The organism is Pseudomonas fluorescens group sp. (assembly GCF_020093335.1).
Lineage (GTDB): Bacteria > Pseudomonadota > Gammaproteobacteria > Pseudomonadales > Pseudomonadaceae > Aquipseudomonas > Aquipseudomonas petroselini.
In genome coordinates this window covers 110,358-134,989 of record NZ_JAIOKW010000015.1, presented here as the reverse complement: position 1 = coordinate 134,989, position 24,632 = coordinate 110,358, and the positions used below count along the sequence as shown (strand labels likewise).

20 protein-coding genes are annotated in these 24,632 nt (G+C 61.4%); 11 read left to right on the top strand and 9 right to left on the bottom strand.

Annotated features, from left to right (window positions below; all coding sequences use genetic code 11):
- The coding region (locus tag K7431_RS17570) for a patatin-like phospholipase family protein (RefSeq protein ID WP_224316748.1) at positions 1–1,006 on the bottom strand (1,006 nt) is incomplete at its 3' end.
- A gap of 161 nt (positions 1,007–1,167) precedes the next feature.
- On the bottom strand, positions 1,168–2,100 hold the full coding sequence (locus K7431_RS17565) for a lipid A biosynthesis lauroyl acyltransferase (RefSeq protein ID WP_015885131.1): 933 nt from the start codon (positions 2,098–2,100) through the stop codon (positions 1,168–1,170).
- Between the two features lie 119 nt (positions 2,101–2,219).
- On the opposite strand from K7431_RS17565, the gene minC reads away from it, so the two are divergent.
- From minC to K7431_RS17525, 8 genes are all read left to right on the top strand, one after another.
- Positions 2,220–2,957: a septum site-determining protein MinC gene (gene minC / locus K7431_RS17560; protein WP_015885132.1), complete on the top strand. Its 738-nt coding sequence runs from the start codon at positions 2,220–2,222 to the stop codon at positions 2,955–2,957.
- A gap of 200 nt (positions 2,958–3,157) precedes the next feature.
- The gene (gene minD, locus K7431_RS17555; RefSeq protein ID WP_003209098.1) at positions 3,158–3,970 is read left to right on the top strand and encodes a septum site-determining protein MinD; all 813 of its coding nucleotides are present in this window, start codon (positions 3,158–3,160) and stop codon (positions 3,968–3,970) included.
- A gap of 3 nt (positions 3,971–3,973) precedes the next feature.
- The gene (gene minE / locus K7431_RS17550; RefSeq protein WP_003175252.1) at positions 3,974–4,228 is read left to right on the top strand and encodes a cell division topological specificity factor MinE; all 255 of its coding nucleotides are present in this window, start codon (positions 3,974–3,976) and stop codon (positions 4,226–4,228) included.
- A gap of 96 nt (positions 4,229–4,324) precedes the next feature.
- Positions 4,325–4,960: an RluA family pseudouridine synthase gene (locus tag K7431_RS17545; RefSeq protein WP_015885133.1), complete on the top strand. Its 636-nt coding sequence runs from the start codon at positions 4,325–4,327 to the stop codon at positions 4,958–4,960.
- 97 nt (positions 4,961–5,057) lie between these two features.
- On the top strand, positions 5,058–6,347 hold the full coding sequence (locus K7431_RS17540; RefSeq protein ID WP_015885134.1) for a M18 family aminopeptidase: 1,290 nt from the start codon (positions 5,058–5,060) through the stop codon (positions 6,345–6,347).
- Between the two features lie 208 nt (positions 6,348–6,555).
- The gene (locus tag K7431_RS17535; protein ID WP_015885135.1) at positions 6,556–6,732 is read left to right on the top strand and encodes a hypothetical protein; all 177 of its coding nucleotides are present in this window, start codon (positions 6,556–6,558) and stop codon (positions 6,730–6,732) included.
- Between the two features lie 52 nt (positions 6,733–6,784).
- Positions 6,785–8,950 carry a mechanosensitive ion channel family protein gene (locus K7431_RS17530; RefSeq protein ID WP_015885136.1) on the top strand — a complete coding sequence of 722 codons (2,166 nt, stop codon included), beginning with the start codon at positions 6,785–6,787 and terminating at the stop codon, positions 8,948–8,950.
- A gap of 17 nt (positions 8,951–8,967) precedes the next feature.
- On the top strand, positions 8,968–10,305 hold the full coding sequence (locus K7431_RS17525) for an amidohydrolase (protein WP_015885137.1): 1,338 nt from the start codon (positions 8,968–8,970) through the stop codon (positions 10,303–10,305).
- Positions 10,306–10,451: 146 nt separating this feature from the next.
- Here the strand turns inward: K7431_RS17525 and K7431_RS17520 are convergent, their stop codons facing one another.
- The 5 genes from K7431_RS17520 to K7431_RS17500 all read right to left on the bottom strand — a co-directional run bounded on the left by K7431_RS17520 (position 10,452) and on the right by K7431_RS17500 (position 15,304).
- Positions 10,452–10,673, bottom strand: a complete 222-nt coding sequence (locus tag K7431_RS17520; protein WP_015885138.1) for an MbtH family protein — start codon at positions 10,671–10,673, stop codon at positions 10,452–10,454.
- Positions 10,674–10,755: 82 nt separating this feature from the next.
- Positions 10,756–12,150, bottom strand: a complete 1,395-nt coding sequence (locus K7431_RS17515) for an aspartate aminotransferase family protein (RefSeq protein WP_015885139.1) — start codon at positions 12,148–12,150, stop codon at positions 10,756–10,758.
- Positions 12,151–12,412: 262 nt separating this feature from the next.
- The gene (locus K7431_RS17510; RefSeq protein ID WP_015885140.1) at positions 12,413–13,180 is read right to left on the bottom strand and encodes an N-acetylmuramoyl-L-alanine amidase; all 768 of its coding nucleotides are present in this window, start codon (positions 13,178–13,180) and stop codon (positions 12,413–12,415) included.
- A 124-nt stretch (positions 13,181–13,304) separates the two neighbouring features.
- Positions 13,305–14,627 carry an ATP-binding protein gene (locus K7431_RS17505; protein WP_015885141.1) on the bottom strand — a complete coding sequence of 441 codons (1,323 nt, stop codon included), beginning with the start codon at positions 14,625–14,627 and terminating at the stop codon, positions 13,305–13,307.
- Positions 14,624–15,304, bottom strand: a complete 681-nt coding sequence (locus K7431_RS17500) for a response regulator (RefSeq protein ID WP_015885142.1) — start codon at positions 15,302–15,304, stop codon at positions 14,624–14,626. The genes K7431_RS17505 and K7431_RS17500 overlap by 4 nt, the downstream gene beginning before the upstream one ends.
- Positions 15,305–15,466: 162 nt before the next feature.
- Here K7431_RS17500 and dsbD point away from each other — a divergent pair, with 162 nt between their 5' ends.
- The 3 genes from dsbD to dsbG are packed head-to-tail and all read left to right on the top strand — an operon-like array spanning position 15,467 to position 18,782.
- Positions 15,467–17,194, top strand: coding sequence for a protein-disulfide reductase DsbD (gene dsbD, locus K7431_RS17495; RefSeq protein WP_015885143.1), 1,728 nt, complete (start codon positions 15,467–15,469; stop codon positions 17,192–17,194).
- Positions 17,194–18,045, top strand: coding sequence for a TlpA disulfide reductase family protein (locus K7431_RS17490; RefSeq protein ID WP_015885144.1), 852 nt, complete (start codon positions 17,194–17,196; stop codon positions 18,043–18,045). Before dsbD ends, K7431_RS17490 begins: the two co-directional genes overlap by 1 nt.
- Positions 18,021–18,782: a thiol:disulfide interchange protein DsbG gene (gene dsbG, locus K7431_RS17485; RefSeq protein WP_015885145.1), complete on the top strand. Its 762-nt coding sequence runs from the start codon at positions 18,021–18,023 to the stop codon at positions 18,780–18,782. Before K7431_RS17490 ends, dsbG begins: the two co-directional genes overlap by 25 nt.
- A 59-nt stretch (positions 18,783–18,841) precedes the next feature.
- On the opposite strand, the gene K7431_RS17480 is transcribed toward dsbG, so the two are convergent.
- Entirely contained in the window at positions 18,842–21,577 is a 2,736-nt protein-coding gene (locus K7431_RS17480; protein ID WP_015885146.1) for a hypothetical protein, read from the bottom strand.
- A gap of 180 nt (positions 21,578–21,757) precedes the next feature.
- Complete coding sequence (locus K7431_RS17475) at positions 21,758–24,499, bottom strand: hypothetical protein (RefSeq protein ID WP_224265913.1); 2,742 nt, start codon at positions 24,497–24,499, stop codon at positions 21,758–21,760.
- Positions 24,500–24,632 lie beyond the last annotated feature (133 nt).

The window sequence follows — 24,632 nt, the reverse complement described above, 5'->3', positions numbered from 1 at the left end:
CCCCACTCGTCTTGGTCGCCCCCGGCCCGCGCAAAAACAACCGCAACGCCGCCGGCAATTCCTGGCGATGCCGTGCCGCGATTTCGTCGATGGGCTGGCTGGGTGCAATCACCAGCACCTCCACCGCCGCCACCCCAGGCGCGGCATGGCTGAACTGGTTCAAGCGCTCCAGCAATTCGATATCGCTTTCCAGGCTATCAATGAACGTACTGTTGAGCATGTGCCCACCGATCTGCGCCAGGGTCGGTTCCTGGCCGGTGTAGGTGCGTTGCGTCACCGGCTCAATGCCACGCGGGTTGCCACTGACCCCCACCACCAGCACGCGACTGGCCCCCAGGTGCAAGGCCGGGCTGATCGGCGCCGATTGCCGCACGGCGCCATCGCCGAAATACTCCTGGTCGAGTTTCACCGGGGCAAACAGCAAAGGGATCGCCGAGCTGGCCAGCAGGTGCTCCACCGTCAGTTGGGTCGGCACGCCGATGCGGCGGTGGCGCAACCAGGCGTCGATGGTGCCGCCGCCCTGGTAGAAGGTCACCGCTTGCCCGGACTCATAACCGAAGGCCGTCACCGCCACTGCGTGCAAGTGTTTGTGGCGGATAGCCTCGTCGATGCCGTCGAGGTTCAGGCGCTCCTGCAACAGGTCGCGCAGCGGCGAGCTGTTGAGCAGCGCCACCGGCACTTGGGCGCCGATGCCCAGCAGGCTGTGGATGAAAAAGCGGCCCGCCTGGCGAATCACCCCCGGCCAATCGCTGCGCAGCACCAGATGGCTGCGAAAGCCCTGCCAGAACGCGGTCAGGCGTTGGATGGCCGCGGTAAAGTCCATGGCGCCACTGGCCAGGGTCACAGCATTGATCGCGCCAGCCGAGGTGCCGACGATCACCGGGAAAGGATTGGGTGCCCCCGGCGGCAACAGCTCGGCAATGGCCGCCAATACCCCTACCTGATACGCCGCTCGCGCCCCGCCGCCGGAAAGAATCAAGCCAGTAACCGGTTCAGCTGGGCGCATTGCGTCACTCCATGTAGGGAAAGGTCTGTCTTTGTGGCGAGGGAGCTTGCTCCCGTTGGACTGCGCAGCAGTTCTAATCTTCTTGCGCCTAACGCTGGGGCCGCTTCGCGACCCAACGGGAGCTTGCTCCCTCGCCACACGTGCAGTACTAATCCATCTTATCAGCGGCGTTTTTCGTACAACTTGGCTTCACCCGGTGGCCGGCTTTTGAAGCGGCGGTGAGTCCACAGGTATTGCTCGGGGCATTCACGTACCGAAGCTTCGACCCACTGGTTGATACGCAGGCAGTCGACTTCGTCGCTTTCACCGGGGAAATCGGTCAACGGCGGGTGGATCACCAGGCGGTAGCCGCTGCCATCAGCCAGGCGCTCCTGGGTGAACGGCACCACCAGCGCCTTGCCCAGGCGGGCGAACTTGCTGGTGGCGGTCACCGTCGCCGCCTGGATGCCGAACAGCGGCACGAAGATACTTTGCTTGGCGCCGTAGTCCTGGTCCGGTGCGTACCAGATGGCGCGGCCGGCGCGCAGCAGCTTGAGCATGCCACGCACGTCTTCACGCTCCACGGCCAGGGAATCGAGGTTGTGACGCTCGCGGCCACGGCGCTGGACGAAGTCGAACAGCGGGTTGCCGTGCTCGCGGTACATGCCATCAATGGTGTGCTTCTGCCCCAGCAGCGCTGCGCCGATTTCCAGGGTGGTGAAGTGCAGCGCCATGAGGATCACGCCCTTGCCGTCCAATTGAGCCTGCTTGAGGTGTTCCAGGCCTTCGACGTGGGCCAGGCGCGCCAAGCGCTGACGTGACCACCACCAGCTCATGGCCATTTCAAAGAACGCGATGCCGGTGGAGGCAAAGTTTTCCTTGAGCAACCGTTTACGCTCTTTGGCGGATTTTTCCGGGAAGCACAGTTCCAGGTTGCGCGCGGCGATGCGGCGACGTTCGCCGGCCACGCGGTACATGCCGGCACCCAGCAGGCGACCAATGGTCAACAGGGCCCGGTAAGGCAGTTGGGTAACCAGCCACAGCAGGCCGAGCCCCAGCCATAACAGCCAAAAACGCGGGTGAAAAAATACAGCTCGAAAACGCGGGCGATCCATTACAGATTCCGGTAAAGACAAGGGCCGCGCATTCTACAACGGTTCGACTCGGCTTGCGGCGGGTGAGTGTTCTCGTTATAAGTCTCGACACTTTTCGTGACAAGCCGCTTTTGCCGACCATGAGCCAAACCGAACCGCTAGACCAAGATCCCGTGTTCCAGCTGAAAGGCAGCATGCTCGCCATCACCGTGCTGGAACTTGCCCGCAACGACCTCGACGCCCTGGACCGCCAGCTCGCCGCCAAAGTCGCCCTGGCGCCGAATTTCTTCAACAACGCCCCGCTGGTGCTGGCCTTGGACAAACTGCCCGCCGGCCAAGGGGTGATCGACTTGCCTGGGCTGATGCGCGTGTGCCGCTCCCATGGCCTGCGTACCCTAGCCATCCGCGCCAGTCGAATTGAAGACATTGCCGCCGCCATCGCCATTGAACTGCCAGTACTGCCACCGTCCGGCGCGCGTGAGCGACCGCTTGAACCATTGGTCGGTGAAGAGAAGAAAAAACCGGAAAAACCACCCGAGCCGACGATCAAGCCGACAAAGATCATCACCTCGCCCGTACGTGGTGGGCAGCAGATTTATGCCCAGGGTGGCGACCTTGTCGTGATCTCCTCGGTCAGCCCGGGGGCGGAACTTCTTGCCGATGGCAACATCCATGTATACGGCCCGATGCGCGGACGTGCCCTCGCCGGCATCAAGGGTGATACCAAGGCCCGTATTTTTTGCCAGCAGTTGACCGCTGAGCTAGTGTCCATCGCGGGCCAGTACAAGGTTTCAGAAGATTTGCGTCGCGACCCGCTGTGGGGGGCTTCGGTGCAGGTCAACCTGTCGGGCGATGTGTTGAACATCATCCGTCTTTAACGGATACTGCCGCATTTTCCAAGCATCTCTAGACTCTGATAGCACAGCGAAACCGGCAAGACTTGCGTAGGAATAATTGAAAGTGGCGTTTTTCCTCGGGAAGCCCCATCTTTTTCCTACAAAGGCTGTCCGCCTGCAGCGAGTTTCAAGAGATGTTTTTCAGGGACTCAAAAGTCCTTTTTCCTTAGGGGTGAAACACCTTGGCCAAGATTCTCGTGGTTACATCCGGCAAGGGTGGTGTGGGTAAGACCACCACCAGCGCCGCTATCGGTACCGGTCTCGCTCTGCGCGGCCACAAGACAGTTATCGTCGACTTCGACGTCGGCTTGCGTAACCTCGACCTGATCATGGGCTGCGAACGCCGCGTGGTGTATGACTTCGTCAACGTGGTCAACGGTGAAGCCAACCTGCAACAGGCCCTGATCAAGGACAAGCGCCTTGAGAACCTGTACGTATTGGCCGCCAGCCAGACCCGTGACAAAGACGCGCTGACCAAAGAAGGCGTAGGCAAAGTCCTGGCTGAGCTGAAGGAAACCTTCGAATACGTAGTCTGCGACTCCCCGGCCGGTATCGAAACCGGTGCTCACCTGGCGATGTACTTCGCCGATGAAGCCATCGTGGTGACCAACCCGGAAGTCTCCTCGGTACGTGACTCGGACCGCATGCTCGGCCTGCTGGCCAGCAAGTCCCAGCGCGCCGAAAAAGGCGAAGACCCGATCAAGGAGCACCTGCTGCTCACCCGCTACAACCCTGAGCGCGTCAGCAACGGCGAAATGCTGGGCGTTGAAGACGTGAAGGAAATCCTCGCGGTGACCCTGCTGGGTGTGATCCCGGAATCCCAGGCCGTCCTGAAGGCTTCCAACCAAGGCGTTCCAGTCATTCTTGACGACCAGAGCGACGCCGGCCAGGCGTACAGCGATGCGGTTGATCGCTTGCTGGGCAAGACCGTGGAACATCGCTTCCTCGATGTTAAGAAGAAGGGATTCTTCGAGCGTATCTTTGGAGGCAACTAAACAATGAAATTTCTCGACTTCTTTCGCGCCAACAAAAAGCCAAGTACCGCGTCGGTAGCGAAAGAGCGTCTACAGATCATCGTGGCGCACGAACGCGGCCAACGCAGCACGCCGGACTACCTGCCAGCCTTGCAGAAGGAACTGGTCGAGGTGATCCGCAAGTACGTCAATATCGGCAACGATGACGTGCATGTCGCCCTGGAAAATGACGGCAGCTGCTCGATTCTGGAACTCAATATCACCCTGCCTGATCGTTGATCGAACAGGCGGCCGCCACGGCGGCTCGTTCACCCTGATCCCTTTTTGCGGACCGGGTGGGCGAGCCGCCGTTGGCGTTTGTTACGAGGCTGTTTAATGCCGCTGTCCAACATCCATATCCTCTATCAGGACGCTGCCGTCCTGGTGGTGAACAAGCCCACCCTGCTGCTCTCGGTGCCTGGCCGCGCCGACGACAACAAGGACTGCCTGATCACCCGCCTGCAGGAGAACGGCTACCCCGAAGCCCGCATCGTCCATCGCCTGGACTGGGAAACCTCGGGCATCATCCTGCTGGCGCGGGACGCCGATACGCACCGCGAACTGTCCCGCCAGTTTCACGACCGAGAAACCGAAAAGGCCTACACCGCCTTGGCCTGGGGCCAGCCGGAACTGGACAGCGGCAGCATCGACCTGCCCCTGCGCTACGACCCGCCCACCAAGCCACGCCACGTGGTCGACCATGAGTTCGGCAAGCATGCACTGACCTTTTGGAAGGTGCTGGAACGCTGTGGTGACTGGTGCCGCGTCGAGCTGACGCCGATCACCGGGCGTTCGCACCAGCTGCGTGTGCACATGCTGTCCATCGGTCATCCGCTGTTGGGTGATGGCCTGTATGCCCATGAACAGGCCCTGGCAGCGTGGCCGCGCCTGTGCCTGCATGCGAGCATGCTGAGCTTCACTCACCCGCAAAGCGGCGAGCGCCTGCGCTTCGAGTGCCCAGCGCCATTTTAAAGCGGTTGTGGGAGGGGGCTTTCCCCCTCCCACATTTGTTCTGTGCACTTCTCACCCTCGAACGGTAAACTCCGCGCATTGCTGTCTGGAGCTATTTATGCGCGAAGCGTTGAATCAAGGCCTGATCGACTTCCTCAAGGCCTCCCCTACTCCTTTTCATGCCACTGCTGCCCTGGCCCAGCGCCTGGAAGCGGCCGGCTATCAGCGTCTCGACGAGCGCGAAACCTGGACCACCGAGCCCAACGGGCGCTATTACGTGACCCGTAACGACTCCTCGATCATCGCCTTCAAGCTCGGCCGCCACTCGCCGCTGCAAGGCGGTATCCGCCTGGTCGGCGCCCACACCGACAGCCCGTGCCTGCGCGTCAAGCCGCAGCCGGAGCTGCAGCGCCAGGGTTTCTGGCAGTTGGGCGTGGAAGTCTACGGCGGCGCGCTGCTGGCACCGTGGTTCGACCGCGACCTGTCCCTGGCCGGCCGCGTGACGTTCCGCCGCGACGGCAAGGTCGAGAGCCAACTGATCGACTTCAAATTGCCCATCGCCATCATCCCCAACCTGGCCATTCACCTGAACCGTGAAGCCAACCAAGGCTGGGCGATCAATGCCCAGACCGAGCTGCCGCCGATCCTCGCGCAGTTTGCCGGTGATGAGCGCGTGGACTTCCGCGCCGTGCTCACCGATCAACTGGCGCGTGAGCATGGGCTGAACGCCGACGTGGTGCTCGACTATGAGTTGAGCTTCTACGACACCCAAAGCGCTGCGGTCATCGGCCTGAACGGCGACTTCATCGCCGGCGCGCGCCTGGATAACCTGCTGTCGTGCTATGCCGGCCTGCAAGCTTTACTCACCAGCGAGACCGATGAAACCTGCGTGCTGGTCTGCAACGACCACGAAGAGGTGGGCTCCTGCTCAGCCTGCGGTGCCGATGGCCCGATGCTCGAACAGACCCTGCGCCGTCTGCTGCCGGAAGGTGATGAGTTCGTACGTACCATTCAGAAATCCCTGTTGGTGTCTGCGGACAACGCCCACGGCGTGCACCCGAACTACGCCGAGAAGCACGACGCCAACCACGGCCCCAAGCTCAACGCCGGCCCGGTGATCAAGGTCAACAGCAACCAGCGCTACGCCACCAACAGCGAAACCGCCGGGTTCTTCCGCCACCTGTGCATGGCCCAGGAAGTACCGGTGCAGAGCTTCGTGGTGCGCAGCGACATGGGCTGCGGTTCGACCATCGGCCCGATCACCGCCAGCCACCTGGGCGTGCGCACCGTGGACATCGGCCTGCCGACATTTGCCATGCACTCCATTCGCGAGCTGTGCGGCAGCCATGACTTGGCGCATTTGGTGAAAGTGCTGGGCGCGTTCTACGCGAGCCACGACCTGCCCTGATAATGTGGGCTGACTCGGTCAAAAATGTGGGAGGGGGCTTGCCCCCGATGGCGGCGGATCAGTGACTATAGTTGTAGTCTGACCCTCTGCAATCGGGGGCAAGCCCCCTCCCACATTAGATCTGCGTATACCTGACCTGCATCACCTGCACTTTCTGCAATCCGACCTAGACTTGTCAGTATTCCCACTCCGACAAGGCCGTCGCACCATGATCTCCATGTCCTCCTTCCACGCCATGCTTATCCCGATTCTGATCGGCATGATCCTGTTGGCTGTAGGCTTCAACTTTCGTGACAAGCCTGTCGGCGTGTTCGGCATGTGGGTCGGCATGCTGCTGATCCTGGGCACCGTGGTGTACAAGATCCTCGCCAAACTGGCCGAATGACGATTGCACTCGTACACTCGCTCAACCCGTCGTTTTCAAGGTTGACCGCCTCGTGCTTTCCCGTCTGTTTGCCCTGCCCTGCTATTGCCTGATTGCCCTGCTCACCCTGCTGCCGCTCACGCCTGCCCAAGCCGTGGGCCTGCCCGGCCTATTGGGTAACAACAGCAAAACCCAGCCCCAGGCCGACGTGCCGCTGGGGCAGTCGTTGGACGAGGTGATCAAGACCCTGGAAAACGACCAGCAGCGCACTCAGTTGCTGAGCGACCTGAAAAAGCTGCGCGCCGCCACGCAAAAAGCCCAGCCCGCCGCCGAGCAAGGCGTACTGGGGCTCATCGGCAGTACGCTGTCGGGCTTTGAGCAGCAGTTCTCCGGCGAAGACAGCCCGGTGGGGCGTTGGTCCAACGAAGTCGACCTGGCCAAGGAAGAACTCAGTGCGCTGATGCTGCCGGCCAACGAATGGCTGCCGATCATTTTCGGGTTTGCCCTGATCCTGGCGGTGTGGAGCCTGCTCGCCGCCGCGCTGATCTGGCTCAGCCACCGCGTCCGCGAACGCTTCGGCCTGCCCGAAGAATTGCCGCAACACCCACGTACCTGGGACATGGTGCGCTTCGCGCTGCGCAAGCTCGGCCCATGGCTGATCGCCCTGGTGATCACGGTCTACCTGAGCTACGCCCTGCCCTCGTCCCTGGGCAAATCCCTGGCGATGGTCTTGGCCTACGCGCTGGTGGTCGGTACCTGCTTCTCTGCCATCTGCGTGATTGCCTTTTCGGTGCTCGACGGCCCCCATCGCCATCGCGCGCTGTACATCCTGCGTCACCAGGCGTTCCGCCCCCTGTGGTGGATCGGCAGCTTTGCCGCCTTCGGTGAGGCCTTGAGCGACCCGCGCCTCGTCCTGGCTCTGGGCCAGCACCTGTCACACACCGCCGCGACGATCGCCAATGTGATGGCAGCGCTGTCGACCGGTGTGTTTATCCTGCGTTTCCGCCGGCCCATCGCCCACCTGATCCGCAACCAGCCGCTGTCCCGTCGCCTGACCCGCAGGGCCCTCAGCGACACCATCGAAATCATCGGCTCCTTCTGGTACATCCCCGCATTGCTGCTGGTGGGCATTTCGCTGTTCGCCACCTTTGTCTCTGCCGGCGATACCAGCACCGCCTTGCGTCAGTCGCTGCTGTGCACCGTGTTGCTGGTGCTGTGCATGGTCATCAACGGCCTGGTCCGCCGTCACGCCCTTAAGCCGCAACGCGGTCACAAGCGCCACGCGCTGTACTCCGAGCGCCTGAAAAGCTTCGTCTACACCCTGGCCCACCTGGTGGTGTGGCTGGTGTTTATCGAGTTGGGCCTGCGGGTGTGGGGCCTGTCGCTGATTCGCTTTACCGAAGGCGATGGCCACGAAATCAGCGTCAAGCTGTTCGGCCTGGGCGGCACCTTGCTGTTCGCCTGGCTGATCTGGATCCTCAGCGACACGGCGATCCACCACGCCCTCACCCGCTCGCGCAAAGGCCTGGCCAACGCACGAGCGCAGACCATGATGCCGTTGATCCGCAACGTGCTGTTCGTGACCATCTTTATCATCGCCGCGATTGTCGCCCTGGCGAACATGGGTATGAACGTCACGCCACTGTTGGCGGGTGCCGGTGTGATCGGCCTGGCCATTGGTTTCGGCGCGCAGTCGCTGGTGGCGGACTTGATCACCGGCCTGTTCATCATCATCGAAGACTCCCTGGCCATCGATGACTACGTGGATGTGGGCGGCCATCTGGGGACGGTAGAAGGCTTGACCATCCGCACCGTGCGCCTGCGCGACATCGACGGCATCGTGCACACCATCCCGTTCAGCGAAATCAAGAGCATCAAGAACTACTCGCGGGAGTTCGGCTACGCGATCTTCCGGGTGGCGATCCCCTACAACATGGAAATTGACGATGCCATCAAGCTGATGCGCGATGTCGGTCAGAAAATGCGCAACGACCCGCTGCAACGCCGCAATATCTGGTCGCCGCTGGAGATACAGGGGGTCGAAAGTTTCGAGTCGGGCAGCGCGATCCTGCGCGCACGGTTCAAGACCGCGCCGATCAAGCAATGGGAAGTGTCGCGGGCGTTCAACCTGTCGCTCAAGCGTCATCTGGACGAAGCCGGGCTGGACCTGGCCACGCCGCGCTTGAGTGTGCAGGTGGTGACCGCCGGCACGGTGCAGGAGAAAGATCAACAACAATAAACTCAGGAGAGGTCCTTATGCGTTTAACCGGTCTGACACACACGTGGGTTTTCGGCGCGCTGTGCGCCGTTGCCAGCAGTGCCGTGATTGCCGCCAGCAGCGGCCAGGACAGTGCCCGGGAGGAAATCGCCGCCCAGGCAAAAGCGCTTGAACCGGCGTTGCTGGAAACCCGACGCGACCTTCACGCCCACCCTGAACTGGGCAACACTGAAACCCGTACGGCCGAGTTGGTCGCCAAACAACTGCGCGACCTCGGCCTTGAGGTCAAGACCGGCGTAGCCCGCACCGGTGTGGTCGCCGTGCTGAAAGGCGCCCTGCCCGGCCCGACCGTCGCCCTGCGTGCCGACATGGATGCGCTACCGGTGAAGGAAGTCGCCGACCTGCCCTTCGCCTCCAACGCCAAGGGCACCTACCTGGGCAAGGAAGTCGACGTGATGCACGCCTGCGGGCACGACGCCCATGTCGCCATCCTGCTGAGCACGGCGAAGATCCTGACCGGCATGCGCGAGCGCCTGCCCGGCACCGTGGTGTTCTACTTCCAACCGGCCGAGGAAGGCCCGAGTGATTTCATTCCCGACGGCAAAAATACCTGGGGCGCCAAAATGATGGTGCAGGAAGGCGTGATGAAAGCGCCCAAGCCGGACGCGGTATTCGGCCTGCATGTGTGGGCCGGTGTGCCCGCCGGCCAGATTGCCTACCGCCCGGGACCGACCCTGGCCAGCTCGGATGATTTGCGTATCAAGATCCTCGGCAAACAGACCCACGCCGGTCGCCCTTGGGACGGCATCGACCCGATCACCGTGGGTGCACAGACCATCGTTGGCTTGCAGACCGTGGTCAGCCGCCGCACCGACATCTCCTCGTTCCCCTCGGTGGTGAGCATTGGCACCATCAACGGTGGTACGCGCTACAACATCATCCCTGAGTCGGTGGACATGACCGGCACCATTCGCTCCTATGACTACGGCATCCGTCAGAAGCTGCACGCGGACGTACGGCAGACCGTGGAAAAAATCGCCGAAAGCGGTGGCGCCAAGGCCGAAGTCACCATCATCGAGAAGTACGACCCCACCATCAACAACCCGGCATTGACCGAGAAAATGCTGCCGAGCCTGCGCTGGGCGGCCAAGGATGACGTGGTGCAGGGCCCACTGGTGGGCGGCGCCGAAGACTTCTCGTTTTATGCCAAGGAGGCGCCGGGGCTGTTTGTATTCCTGGGGGTCACGCCGAGGGATCAGGACATGAGCAAGGCAGCACCGAACCACAATCCGGGGTTCTTTGTGGATGAGTCGGCGTTGGTGGTGGGCGTGCGGACGCTGGCGTCGTTGGCAACGGATTACCTCTACACCCAGTAACCGCCGAAATGCGTTCTTGCGGTTAACAGGATCATTGGAGTGAGCGAGCTTGCTCGCGCTGGAGTGCGAAGCGCTCCCGGCTTCTTTGGGGCTGCTGCGCAGCCCAGCGCGGGACAAGCCCGCTCACCACAGTAAGCGCACCCTCTTCAACCCAGCGCAGCGCCGTCCATCTTCTGGCGCAGGCTCAACGGACGCATATCGGTCCAGACCTCTTCGATGTACGCCAGGCACTCTTTCTTCATGCCGCTCTTGCCCACGGTGCGCCAGCCTTCCGGCACAGCCTTGTAGTCGGGCCAGATGGAATACTGTTCTTCATGGTTGACCACTACCTGAAACAGGATGTCGTCGCGGTCAAATACTGAGGTCATTGCTGTTCTCCATCGCTCAAAGGCTGGCTGCGCAACGCGCGCAGCACTGATACCTGTAGAAACGTACCAAGTTGCAAAAAAATTAGAGGCTGGCAACCGCCGCCGCCAACGCACGTCCGAAGATATCCGCCACGCGGTCCACTTCGGTGGCGGTGATCACCAACGGTGGCAGGAAACGCACGACGCTGCCATGACGGCCGCCCAGTTCCAGGATCAGCCCGCGCTTGAGGCATTCGCGCTGCACCAGCGGCGCCAATTGGCGATGCACGGGCGGGTGCCCCTGGATGTCTGGCGGGCCATTGGGGTCAACCAGTTCCACGCCAAGCATCAGCCCACGGCCGCGGATATCCCCCAGGTGCGGGAAGTCGCGCTGCAGGATGCGCAGGTGTTCACCCAGGCGCTCGCCCATGGCCGCCGCGTGGCCGGCCAGGTCGTGGTCCTTGAGGTAGCGCATCACCGCCGAACCCGCCGCCATCGCCATCTGGTTGCCACGGAAAGTCCCGGCGTGTGCGCCCGGCAGCCAAGTGTCGAGCCAGTCGCGGTACACCACCACCGCCAACGGCAGGCTGCCGCCGATGGCCTTGGACATCACCACCACATCCGGGATGATGCCGGCGTGTTCGAAGGCAAACATCTTGCCGGTGCGACCGAAACCGCTCTGGATCTCATCGACGATCAACGCCACACCTGCCTGTTCGGTGATGCGGCGCAGACCGCGCAGCCAGTCCAGGTCAGCCGGAATCACACCGCCCTCGCCCTGCACCACTTCGACAATCACCGCCGCCGGCAGCAAAACGCCAGCCTCTGGGTCATTCAGCAGGTTTTCCAGGTAGTGCAGGTTGACGCGCACCCCTTCCGCGCCGCCCAAGCCGAACGGGCAACGGTAGTCGTAGGGGTACGGCAAGAATTGCACGCCATTGCTGAGCAACGCGCCCAAGGGTTTCTTCGGCCCCAGGCTGCCCATCAGGCTCAAGGCGCCCTGGCTCATGCCGTGGTAACCGCCCTGGAAGGACAACACTGTGCTACGCCCGGTGGCGGTGCGCACCAGCTTCAACGCGGCTTCCACCGCATCGGTGCCGGTGGGGCCACAGAACTGGATTTTCGCTTCGCGCGCCAACGCTGGCGGCAACAGGCCGAACAAGTCCTGCACGAACTGATCCTTGACCGGCGTAGTCAGGTCCAGCGTGTGCAAAGGCAGCTCATCGGCCAGCACTTGCTGGATCGCCTCGATCACCACCGGGTGGTTATGCCCCAACGCGAGGGTGCCGGCGCCGGCCAGGCAGTCGATGAAACTGCGGCCCTCCACGTCTTCCACGTAAATACCCTTGGCGCGCTTAAGCGCCAAGGGAATGCGCCGAGGGTAGCTGCGGGCGTTGGACTCCTGCTGGCGCTGACGGGCGAGCAGCGGGTTTTCGTCGAACTGGTAGAGCGTTTCATGCACCTGGGCGTCTTCGATACGGCTGGTAGCGACTGACATTTCTCGATCCCTCAATACGCTGATGATGGTGACCAAACTGCCGATCCGCTGGCGTCTGGCCCAAGGGGGCATGCGCACGGATTTCCTGTTCTGGAAACGCACCAGCAGGGGAGGGATTTAGTCACCACCGATCTTTAACTGATGGATGAGGAGCCAAGTGTGGGAATGGGCTTGCTCGCGAAGGCGGTGGTTCAGTCAATATGTGGGGTGACTGGCACGCCGCCTTCGCGAGCAAGCCCACACATTTGAACCGCGCCAAGCTTCATAACCCAAGGTATTTTTCATTCAGCGCATACAAAATCGCGCAAGTCTCCGCATCCAGGAACCCACAATAATCCCGCGGCCGAAAGTGCATCTGAAACGCCCGCGTCCTCTGCTCGAATGCCTGCCGATTCTTTGCCGGCGCATACCCATAACGCTGAAACGCCCGCTCCACCTCGACCTCAGGCGGTAACCCAAGGCAAAACCGCCGCTGATACATGGCCCGCGTCGCCTCATCAAACCAGGCCCCTACCCCCGCCTCATGCAAACACCGCCACGGCAGCCGAGGCCCCGGATCGCTCTTGCGCCCGTACGCCACGTCCGAGTGCCCGAGGATGTCGGTGGGGCCGATCTGCGGGTAACGCCCAAGAACGTCGCAAACCAGCGCAATCAACACCTCGATTTGTTCCTCCCCGTAGGCCGGAAACGTAAACACCCCGCCATCATCCCGCGCCAGGTTGACGATCTCGATGCCAATCGAGCGGCTATTGAGGTTATCGCGGCCCGCCCAATGGCTCACGCCGGCATGCCAGGCGCGCTTGCCTTCCTCCACCAGGCGAAAGACACGCAACTCTTCATAGCCAGCAGCCCGGTAACTGGGCTCATCAGGGTCGGGCAGCAAGTAGTGCGCACTGACCCCATCCTGAGTCAGGGTGCGCAGGGAGGAGCCAAAAGGTGCGGCGGTGTAATGCAGGATCACCTGCCGCACCGGCTCGCCGTTACGTTCGTTAAAGCCTTTGGCTGGGAAACTGGTATCGATGACCAACATAAGAACCGTCCTTTTCAATACAGGCCGAGTCGTTCAGCCCGTTCAAGCGCAAAAAAATTACCGCCATCCTGAAGATTTGAACCCCAGGAGGGCGGTAACTATTTGGCACGTGAGAGAAAAGTGATCAGCGCCGCAGCGGCATGCCCAAATCGACGCGCAGGCCGTCGGGCTGGCTGTCGAACTTCAAGGAGCAGGAACAGCGCTGCACAATCGCTTGCACGATCGCCAGGCCCAGGCCGCAGCCTTCGCTGTTGCCATTGCGCCAGAAGCGTTGGGTCAGGTATTGCAGGTCCTCGGTGGAGATCTGCTTGCCGTGGTCACGCACGCGAAACACCACGTTATCGGCAGAGGTGAACACACTGAGCTCCACCCGGGTGTCCGCCGGTGTATGGCGCAAAGCGTTGTCCAACAGGTTGCGCAAGGCGGCGACCGCCAGGCCCACCGGCATTTCCACGGGGGCGCCGGAGAGGTTATCCGGCAGGATCAGGTCAATGCGCGAATTGTCGCCGGCGTTCGCATCCTGGATGGCCAACCGCGCCACTTCCTCGGCACTCGATTGCAACCCATCGTCGAAGGACAGGCTGCCTTCCACCCGTGCCAGTAACAGCAATTGCTCAAGGGTCCGGTGCAGGCGGTCGGCGCCCTCCTCGGCATGGGCCAGGGACTGGTCGCGGGCCGCGCCTTCGGTCATGCGCGCCACTTGCAGGTGGGTCTTGATCGCCGTCAGCGGGCTGCGCAGTTCGTGGGCAGCGTCGCCGGTCAGGCGGCGTTCGCGTTCGATGGTCTTGGCGATGCGTTGCAACAGTTGGTTCTGGGTGTCGAGCAGCGGCTTGAGTTCGCTGGGCAACGGGTGGATCTGCAGCGGCTCCAGGGAGTCGGCACTGCGGCGCATCAAGGCGTCACGCATGCGATTGAGCGGCAGTAGGCTCTGGCCGATACCCAGCCACAGCAGGCACAGGCAGCCGAGCATCGCCACGCCCACCGGCACCGACGCCGCCAGCAGGATCGACAGGTTCAGCGCCTCACGTTCCACTTGGCGGTCGGCGGTGGTGATCAACAGATCGCCACGGGACAAGGTAAAACTGCGCCAGCCCACGCCATCGATGACCTGGTCCCGGAAACCGCTCTTGCGCGACTCCAGCCCCTCCTCCGGAGTGGTATGGCTGCGCGCCAGGACTTCGCCACGCAAGGAGCTGACCTGACAGGCCATGCCGCCGGGTACGTGCAGCTGTTCGGCGCTGAAATGCGCACCGCCGCTCACACTGGCCAGCCCCGGCATCTGCTCGGTCAGGCCTGCCACCATGCGCGCCGACGCCACCAGGCGCTGGTCGAGGGAGAACATCATCTGGTTGCGCAGATCGTTGAGCATCCACGCCGCCGCCAGGGCCCAGATCAACACAAAAGCGGCGCCCAGCTTGAACGTCAGGCGCAGGCGCAGGCTTTTCACGATGCGTCCTCGCCCCCGTCAGCCGGGCCCAGGCGGTACCCGAGGCCGCGCACGGTCTCGACGATGCCATTGCCCAATTTGCGCCGCAGGTGGTGGATATGCACGTTGAGGGCGTTGCTTTCCAATTCGTCGTTGAAGCCGTAGACGCTGTCCTTGAGCTGCTCGCTGGACAGCACACGACCTTTGTTGTGCAGCAGGGCTTGCAGCAGCGCCTGTTCGCGGCGCGACAGGTCCACCGGCTGGCCGCCCAGGAACGTTTCGCGGCTGCTGGGGTTGTAGGCCAGGCGGCCATGCTCGATCAGGTTGACGCTGCGCCCCGCCACCCGACGCAACAGGGTTTGCAGGCGCGCGGCGAGTTCACGCAGGTCGAAGGGCTTGAGCAGGTAGTCGTCGGCGCCGGCCTGCAGGCCGTCGACGCGGTTGGTCACCGAGTCCCGTGCGGTCAGGATCAGCACCGGGATTTCCAGGCCCTGGCTGCGCTGCTGCTGCAACAGCTTGAGGCCGTCTTCATCCGGCAGGCCGAGGTCAAGCACCATGATGTCGAAGGTGGCCGCCTTGAGCATCGCGCGTGCAGCGCCCGCCGTGGCCACGCGCTCGACGGTAAAACCCTGGGCGGTGAGGCCGGCCACAATGCCGCTGGCGATCAGTTCGTCGTCTTCACAGACCAGTACGTGCATGGTGAACCCTTCATGAAAGATGGGGGTGATTAAAAGTGCAGCGGATTAAGCGCAGATTATGCCGCTAAACGATCCACACTCCCTCTAGAATAGCCTGGGTTAATCATCGGTTAATCAACGCCACACATTGTGTGCCTACTTGCAACGAACTAAGGCTTGACGATGCGGTATCTGTTTACCTTCCTGCTGGTTTTTTTCGCGGGGTTCGCCCAGGCCTCGCCGGGCAACCCGTTTGAGACCAAACCCGATTTCCTCCCGGTGGGCAAGGCCTTCACCTTTACCTCCGAACGTCTTGAAAGTGGCGAGACCCAGCTGTATTGGCAGATTGCCGACGGTTATTACCTGTACCAACAACGCATGAAATTCGACGGCCTCGCCGAAAAACCGACGCTGCCCCAGGGCGAAGCCCATAGCGATGAGTTCTTCGGCGAGCAGCAAGTGTATCGCCAGGGCCTGGAAGTGAAGATTCCGGCAGGGGTCACCGGCCAGGTCAAGCTGGGCTGGCAGGGCTGCGCCGATGCGGGCCTGTGCTACCCACCGCAGTCGATCACCGTGGACCTGGGCGGCAACCCGGCAGTCGCCGCTACCGCCCAGGCCCAGGACCAGAGCCTGGCCAGTGGCCTGCAACAACGCAGCCTGGGTTGGAGCTTGTTGGTGTTCTTCGGCCTTGGCCTGTTGTTGGCGTTTGCCCCCTGCTCGTTGCCGATGCTGCCGATCCTGGCCGGCCTGGTGGTGGGCAGTGGCGCCAGCCCGCGTCGCGGCTTCGCCTTGGCCAGCAGCTACGTGGTGTGCATGGCGCTGGTGTATGCCGCGCTGGGTGTATTGGCCGCGTTGCTCGGCAGCAACCTCGCCGCGCTGTTGCAAACCCCCTGGATCCTCGGCAGTTTCGCCGCGTTGTTTGTGATCCTGGCCCTGCCGATGTTCGGCTTCTTCGAACTGCAACTGCCGGCGTTCCTGCGTGACCGCCTGGACAACGTCAGCCGTCAGCAAAGCGGCGGCAGCCTGATGGGCGCGGGCGTACTCGGCGCGCTGTCCGGCCTGCTGGTCGGCCCCTGCATGACCGCGCCGCTGGCGGGCGTGCTGCTGTATATAGCGCAAAGCGGCAATGCACTGCACGGGGGCTTGATTCTGTTCTACATGGGCATCGGCATGGGTATTCCGCTGTTGCTGCTGGTGACCGTGGGCAATCGCTTCGTGCCCAAACCCGGCACCTGGATGAACGTGCTCAAGGGTATCTTCGGCTTCCTGTTCCTCGGCACCGCGGTGTGGATGATTCGCCCGGTGGTCGGCGAAAACCTGTGGATCGGTTTATGGGGCGCACTCGCGCTGGTGATGGCCTACAGCGGCTGGACCCTGGCCCGCGAGTACGACCTGGCCGCCAAAGTGTTCGGCGCCGGCTCCCTGGTGCTGGGCCTGTGGGGCGCCGTGCTGGTGGTGGGCGCCGCGGGGGGCAGCGATGACCTGTGGCAACCGCTGAAGGTCTACAGCGGCTCGCGGGCCGCCGCCGCTCCCACCGCCCACGACGCCTTCATGACCCTCAACGACCCGGCCGTGCTAAAACGCCAACTCGACAGCGCCAAGGCCCAAGGCCAGTGGGTGCTGGTCGACTATTACGCCGACTGGTGCGTGGCATGCAAGATCATGGAAAAACAGGTATTCGGCAAACCTGAAGTACTCGACGCCCTGAAGGACGTGCGCCTGCTGCGCCTGGACGTCACCGCTGACAACACCGCCAGCCGTGAGCTGCTCGGCCGCTACAAAGTCCCAGGCCCACCGAGCTTTGTGTGGATCGGCCCGGACGGTGAAGAACGCCGCGCCCACCGCATCACCGGCGAAGTGGATGCCGCCACTTTCCTGCAACGTTGGACGCAAACCCGGGACGCCCTCTGATGCTGACCCTGACCATCGGCACCTTCGCCATCGCCCTGAATCACATCCTGCTGATCAGTGCGCTGATTATCGCCACCCTGGTGGGCTGGCGCGTGGCCAAGCGTGGCGGTGAAAACCCGGAATCGGTGCTGTTCAGCCTGTTCCTGCTGGGCATGCTGGTCGCCCGCGTCAGTTTTGTGCTGATGTACTGGAGCGACTACAGCTACGACTGGCTGCAGATGGTCGACCTGCGCGACGGCGGTTTTCTCGCCTGGCCCGGCGTGATCGCGCTGGTCCTGGGCGCACTGGCCTACGGTTGGCGGCGCCCGGCGCTGCGCAAACCGCTGAGTGCCGGCGTAATCACCGGCCTGGTGTTCTGGGGCATGACCAGTGTGTCCCTGAACCTGTATGACAAAGGCTCGCAACTGCCGGACATCACCTTGCGCAATGCCAATGGCGACGTGGTGCAACTGGCCGACTACAAGGGTGGCCCGCTGGTGATCAACCTGTGGGCCACCTGGTGCCCGCCGTGCCGCCGCGAAATGCCGGTACTCGAACGCGCCCAGCATCAACGACCCGACGTGACCTTCCTGTTCGTCAACCAGGCCGAAAGCATGCAAAGCGTCAGCACCTTCCTCGCCACCCAAGGCCTGACCCTCGACAACGTGCTGTTCGACGCCAGCGGCCGCCTCGGCCAGGCCGTGGGCTCAATGGCCCTGCCCACCACCTTGTTCTACCGCGCCGACGGACGCCTGATCAACAGCCACCTGGGCGAACTGTCCCAGGCCAGCCTGGCCCGTGCCATGGAACCCTTCGACACCGCTCCTGCCGCCACAAGGAAACCGACATGCCCCGCCTCCGCCACCTGCTGACCCTGCTGCCGCTGACGCTTGCCGCCACCCTGGCCCAGGCCGACGACTGGCCGGCACCGATCAAACAGATCGAGGCCAAAGGCGCCAGGATCCTCGGCACATTCGACGCCCCCAGCGGCCTCACCGGCTACGCCGCCCAATACCAGAACCGGGGCATGGCCCTGTACCTGACCGCCGACGGCAAAAGCGTGATCGCCGGCAACCTGTACGACGCCCAGGGCAATGACCTCAGCAGCGCACCGCTGGAAAAACTGGTGTACGCACCGATGGCCAAGGAAGTCTGGGCCAAGATGGAAAAAAGCAGCTGGATCCAGGACGGCGACGTTAAAGCCCCACGCATCGTCTACTTGTTCAGCGACCCCAACTGCCCTTACTGCAATATGTTCTGGGAACAAGCCCGTCCTTGGGTGAAAGCCGGCAAGGTGCAATTGCGCCACATCATGGTCGGCATCATCCGCGAAGACAGCCCAGGCAAATCCGCCGCGCTGTTCGCGGCCAAAGACCCGCAGAAAGCCTTGGAAGAACACGAAGCCGCCGGCAAGGGCAGCAAGTTGCAGGCGTTGGCCAAGATCCCGGCGGATATCGAGGCCAAGCTCGATGCCAATATGAAGTTGATGGATGAACTGGAATTGTCGGCGACGCCGGCGATTTTCTATCTGGATGACAAGGGTGGCTTGCAGCAACAGCAGGGGGCGCCTTCGCCGGATAAGTTGGTGAAGATCCTGGGCGCCAAATAGATCATCAAGAAAAAGGCCTCCAACCACTGGAGGCCTATCCTTGACCCCTTCAGCCAGGCCTAAACGATCTCTTCTACGACAATCCACGTCACGTCAAAGTCGTTACCCGGCGCGATGCCCATCCGAAGGTTATCAACACTGAGCCGCATCGGCGTCGATGTGGCCGTGAAGACGCCCTGGAGCAACTGCCAGGCCACGCCGGGCTCTGTGACCGGGACGACTTCACGTCCTGCTGCAACCAGCACCAGACGCGGTTTCAAACCGACGTTGCTATTGTCACGGACCCAGGCGCTGAACCTGTAGGTACGTCCCGACTCCAGCTCGGTGTATACCTTGTACAGCTTCTCCCTCTGGGTGACGGGATTTGACGTGTTGGTGTATCCCCAGTCAAACATGTGATAGCCGGGCTGACCGTCTGGCATCGTACCTGACCTAACCTGCATGTCTCTTTCGTCTGTGGCGCCCGCTCCTCTCTTCCAGCCATTCAAACCACCCTCAGGACCTTGGGGATTGAAGTCCGTCACATCCCTGAACGCCTTACGAAACGCCAAGTGCAAGAGTGGAAACTCGACCGCGTTCCCGGCATGGCCGCCGACCTTTGTGGTGCACTTGAATACGACGTCCAACGGCGTCCTGTTGCGCAGTTTGTTCAACTCATCGCGTTTGAGCACGCGTGATAACCCATTGGCCAGATCATTCGCGTTGATCGGCTGGTTGACCATCACATGAATGGTGTAGGAAGAGCCATCTTCCTGGGTGCCCCGGCACTCAAGCCAACCCACCTGCCCTAACAGGATGAACCACCATTTTTGCACGGTGATGCTGGCATCGCCTGCAAAGGTACGCAGGTCCAAAATACCGCCCTGGGTCGCTGGCGGCGTTGCCTGTGGCACCCCAGGCGTGGGCAAACGCACCGGCAGGCTGATGTGCAACGCCAGACCCTCGGAGGTCGCAAGTTTGCACGCACTCGTTACCGTGTAGTTGATCGTGACCGTTTCACCGGCAGCCTCAATCACCGCCTCACGCGGGATGCTGAAGTCCACATGGCCCAGCGCATGATTACCTGGCTGGGAGGCCAGGGGCAGGCAGGTCCCGTCTGTCCGTTTCCAGCACACGCTGATTTGCTGGTGATCACTGATGCTCGGATATTTCACGCGCACCGTCACGCCCTCTCTGCCGTTGTAAATCGTCAGTTGGTTACCCACGGCTTCGCGTACGGTCGGTGCGACCAGGACCAGGTCTTCCTGCACGATCGTGAAGGTCCTCGACGGGAATTCGATGGCCGTCGCACGCTCGCACCGCCTGTTAAAGCTCGCCGCGAAATGCAGGGTAAACTCACGGCAGTCCGCCAGCTTCTGCAGTTGCGCTCTGGAGATGGGTGTCTCAACGCCATCCGGGAACCACTCGGGCTTAAGTGGCTCATCCTCCAGCACATCAAACCGATAAGCAGCGCCGCCCTCAAGCGTGCCGCTGACCCACATCCAGCAGCACTCTGCCGCCTCCAAGTAGTCACAGTAAGGCACCACGCCAGTGGCGTTACCGCGGAAGTTATTGAGGTCCAAGGTATCGCCCGTTGCCTCTGCGATATCCGGCACGGTCAGCAAAGGCTCAAGGACCTTGATGACACGTTCGGGGGAATGCTGCGGATCGCTCCCGTTGGAACTCACGGTATAGGTCAACGTTAACGTCTGGTTGAACAGCGCAGCGATAATCCACGGCACGACCTCAAATGCCAGTGAGGTTTCGCCCTTTTTCACGTCCTTGCAGCCGAGCGGCTGTGTCTCCAGCCCCGGGCCGGATGCGTAGGCGCAAACGTGGTCTCCCGGTGCTATCCAGTCGTAGGTAACGTCCGCATGCCCACCGGAAGCACTGTTGACCGGGTTGAGCACCCAGTGACCTGGCGTGCACTCCGTTGATTCACGCAAATGCGGCGGCGGTAAATCCAACCCAGGGTCAACGCGCAACAACGTGGTAGTGCGCAGGTGGAAATCCTGGGCGTTGGTGGGCAATGGGTTTTCCAGATGCGGATCTCCCGGATCCGGCGGCACGGGCTCCGTGCCGTCCCAGATCACCCCAAAGTGGATCGTCAGGGCCGAGTAGTCCTGGCGCTGTGACATCCAGCGGCGCGACAGTTCGAGTTCAAACACATGCTCGGCATGCGCTTCGGCCTCCGTCACCACATGGTCATAGACTACCCAGATAAAGGGGTAAGGCGCCTGATGCTGATCGCCGGCCACGGTAACAAACAAGCGCTGCCCAGGCTGGATCATCGGCCAGGCGTCGATCGTGATCGTCTCATCGCCCTCGAAATCACTCATCCACAGCCACCACGTGCTCCACTCATACTCAGCGTGTACAAACTCCGGCCGGGAGACAATCAGGTCTGCTTCGCGAACCTGCTGGATTTCCAAGTCCCGTACCTGTGAAGACTGAAGTTCGCCATCCACCACAGCCGTATACCTGATCAGCACGGTATGGCCGATACTGGTACTCACCCATTCCCAGGGAATATCGACAGTATTGCCGCTTTCCACCGTGAGCGGCAGAAACGTCGGGGGTGTCGGGAAATTCGGATGAGGCTTTATTTCCCAATAAAGCTGCACCTCGGTACTGCCCGCATTCAACGTGAGCGTTGCTGTGGTACCGGCGATGGCATCAATGGGGTAAAGCACACTGCTGTTGTCAGGAGCATGCTTAATTATTACGGGTTTAAGCAGTGTTTTACTCGAAGGGGAGGATGCAATGTGCTTCGATTGCGCGGAGGGCGGCGTTGTAGGGATCGGTTTTTTAGCCACGGTAAGACTCCTGTTCAGCAGTAGATAACCATCGATCGGGCTTGGCCCGGTCGACCAGAAACTCCGGTTATCTAACGGCTGAAACAGGAACTTTGCCTACTGTCAGAATTGACAGTTCTGACGGAACGCCAGTCTTTTACTCACCAGCGCCCGTGACGAACATCGCACTGCGCCCCCGGTTCAAACTCGATAACACATTTCGAAGTTGTCAATAAACGAGTAGTCCCTCACCAGAATCGTCATCCATGCAATAGCCGTCCCCGGTTCCGTTACATGCTTAACCCAGAACCCCCCTCGCCAATCGTCATCGTAATCAAGCTTGGTAATCACACCGCCTGCCTGATTATAAAAAGTGACCGTCGCGGGAGCCTGTTTCCACGACCACGCGAATCTGATGGACTCCAGGGCGTGAGGGAAATCAATACGATGTAATTGTGGCGGGTTTTGTTCGCCCTCGTTTTCACACATGACAAAGTGTTTGCCCGAATAGAACTGGTCATTGCCATACGTGACAATGCCTGCCACACCCGATCCGGCCTCAAAGGTTATTTTCATCAACGGTGTCTGCACACTGTTGCCCTCGCCAAAACGCCCCAATGGCAGTGATTCGAAATCTTCTGTCTTACATTCAAGTGGTTTTCTGATAATCACGCGCAGCGTCGGGAAAACAATCGCGTTGCTCTCTAGTTCATTACCATCGGGTGCCACCAAACACGTAAAGCTGATACCCGTGTCATGTTTTAACAAATCCAGCTCGGCTCGGCTCATCAGCGCCTTAAGCCCATTACTGGCCTCCTGTGCAGTGAGGAGCCGGCCTTGCACCGCGTAGAACGTGTGGGGGGTGCCATCCTTTTTAGTGCCGGTACATTTAAGCCATACGGACTGCCCTGCCAGGGCAAACCACCAGGCTCTCTCATGCTCTTGGCTGTACACGATGATATCGGCATCGCCAGAGAAGGCCGCCATGTCTAGAATGCCGTCTTGGACCGCAGGTGGCGTGGCTTGCGGAACTACCGGTGTGGGCAGCCGCATCGGTACCGGCACACTGATGTCCAACTCAAGCGCTGGCGATGTCTGCTGTTTACACCGACTGACAACACTGAAGCTGATCGACACCGTCTTGCCGATGCCATGAATGACCGCCTCACGAGGAATCGGAAAGTCAACATAGCCCGGTTCGAGGTTGCCAGGCTGGGAAGGCAATGGCAGACAAACACCTGCCTGTTTCCAGCAAACCGTGAGCGTGTGATGAGGACTCATCCGTGGGTACTGCACGCGCACCGTCACACCATCTCGGCCGTTCCATACGGTCAATTCCCTGCCCACGGCCTCGCGCACCGAAGGCGCTTCAAGCTGCAGGTCTGCCTGGACCAGCTGCAATGACGATGAGCGAAACGCTATGGCATCTGCCTGGTTCGGCTTGCCACGAAAGTTCACCGCGAAATGAATATCGAACACCAGGCAGTCTGCGAGTTTTTCCAGCGACTGCCGGTCCAGCGCAGTACTGACTCCGCCCGCCAACCACTCGGGGCAAACCGGTTCTGCGTCCAATACGCTCCAGAGGAACGGGCTACCGTCCTCAAGCTTTCCGACTATCCACATCCAGCACAGTTGTCCCAGCGCGATATAGTCCCACTTAGGCACTATGGCAGTGGCGTTATCGAGGAAATTGTTCAGGCATAACTTGCCATCGGTGGCTTCCTCGACAGTGACGTCCGTCAAGTCCACGGGGTTCAGCACCTGTGCCTGGAACGGTGGTGAAGGCCACGTTTTTCCGCGCTGGACCGTGTAAGACGCCGTCACCCGTTCGCCAAAATTGTGGCTGGCCGCCGAGGGCGGCAGGTGAAACTCGAGGCTGGTCTGCCCCTGCTGTACCTCAACACACGGTACCGTGGGTGAACCCGCACCTGGTGTACCTTCAAACGTCAGGCAGACCACATCGCCAGGTCGCATGCCGTCGTACTCTACGACCACGTGCAGCCCATCAACCGCATTGGCCGGGTTGATCAAATAACCCTGTCCGTCCACGTAGGTCGCTTCTCGGACAGTAGGCGCGCGTAAAATGAGCTCAGGCTCACCCAGCCGCAGGTTGGCCGTAGCACGCCGAAGCGGATGGGCGTTCGCGGGTATATGGGAAATGCTCGGGTCTTCAGGTGCAGTTCCCGGCACACCGTCGTAGGTGACGGCGCTGTGTATTGTCACAGACGACCAGTCTTCGTTTGCCGCCAGCCACGCACGCACGATATCCAACAGGAAACAAAAGCCGCTATGGGCTTGCTGTGCAGTGACCACATGATCTTCGAGAATCCAGTTAAAGCGGTACGGCGACAGATGTTCATTGCCGACAGCCTCGACCCACAGTCGCTGTCCGGCGGCAACAAAGGGCCATGCACACAGTTCGACACGGGCATTGCCTGGGAATGTTTTCATGTCCAGCCACCGGGAGCCGTCAGCGAACGTCAGGTCCAGAAAGGTGGGAGCGGGCATCTCACTGGGGTCGATCACCTCAACGAACAGGTCCAACCGCACGGAACTGTCATCCGCTGTTTCATACCAGATAGTCAACGTGTGGCCGATGCAGAAGCCGATCACCCAAGCCGGGATCGGCACCTGAACGCCGGCGCTACCGGTTCCTTGAGCAAGTGCGGTAAATACCGGTTTGGCCTCCCTGCCTCGGATTGCCCAATACACCTTGATTTCAACACCGGACGCAATGGCAGCAGTGATCGTGAGATCCGTGCCTGCCGTCACCTTCATGGGCGGCAACGTGTTGTTGGCCGTGGCCTCGCTTACCTTAGGCTGCAGCAGTTGATTGGCTGTCGCGGGCAGGCGCATCGGAGCGGCGCCCTTAGGTTCAGGCGCGCGCGAAGAAGCTGCTACAACTGGGTCTGCGTTTTTTTCAGGTGCTTTGGGTTTAGCCATTGCCGACACTCCCATCCAAGGATAGATCCCCCCAGTCCGCCTCTGGACAAGGTAATAACGGTTATCTAATCCTTATGAGACGTGACTGCCTACTGTCAGAATTGACAGTAGGGACGCAACGCCAGGCTTTACC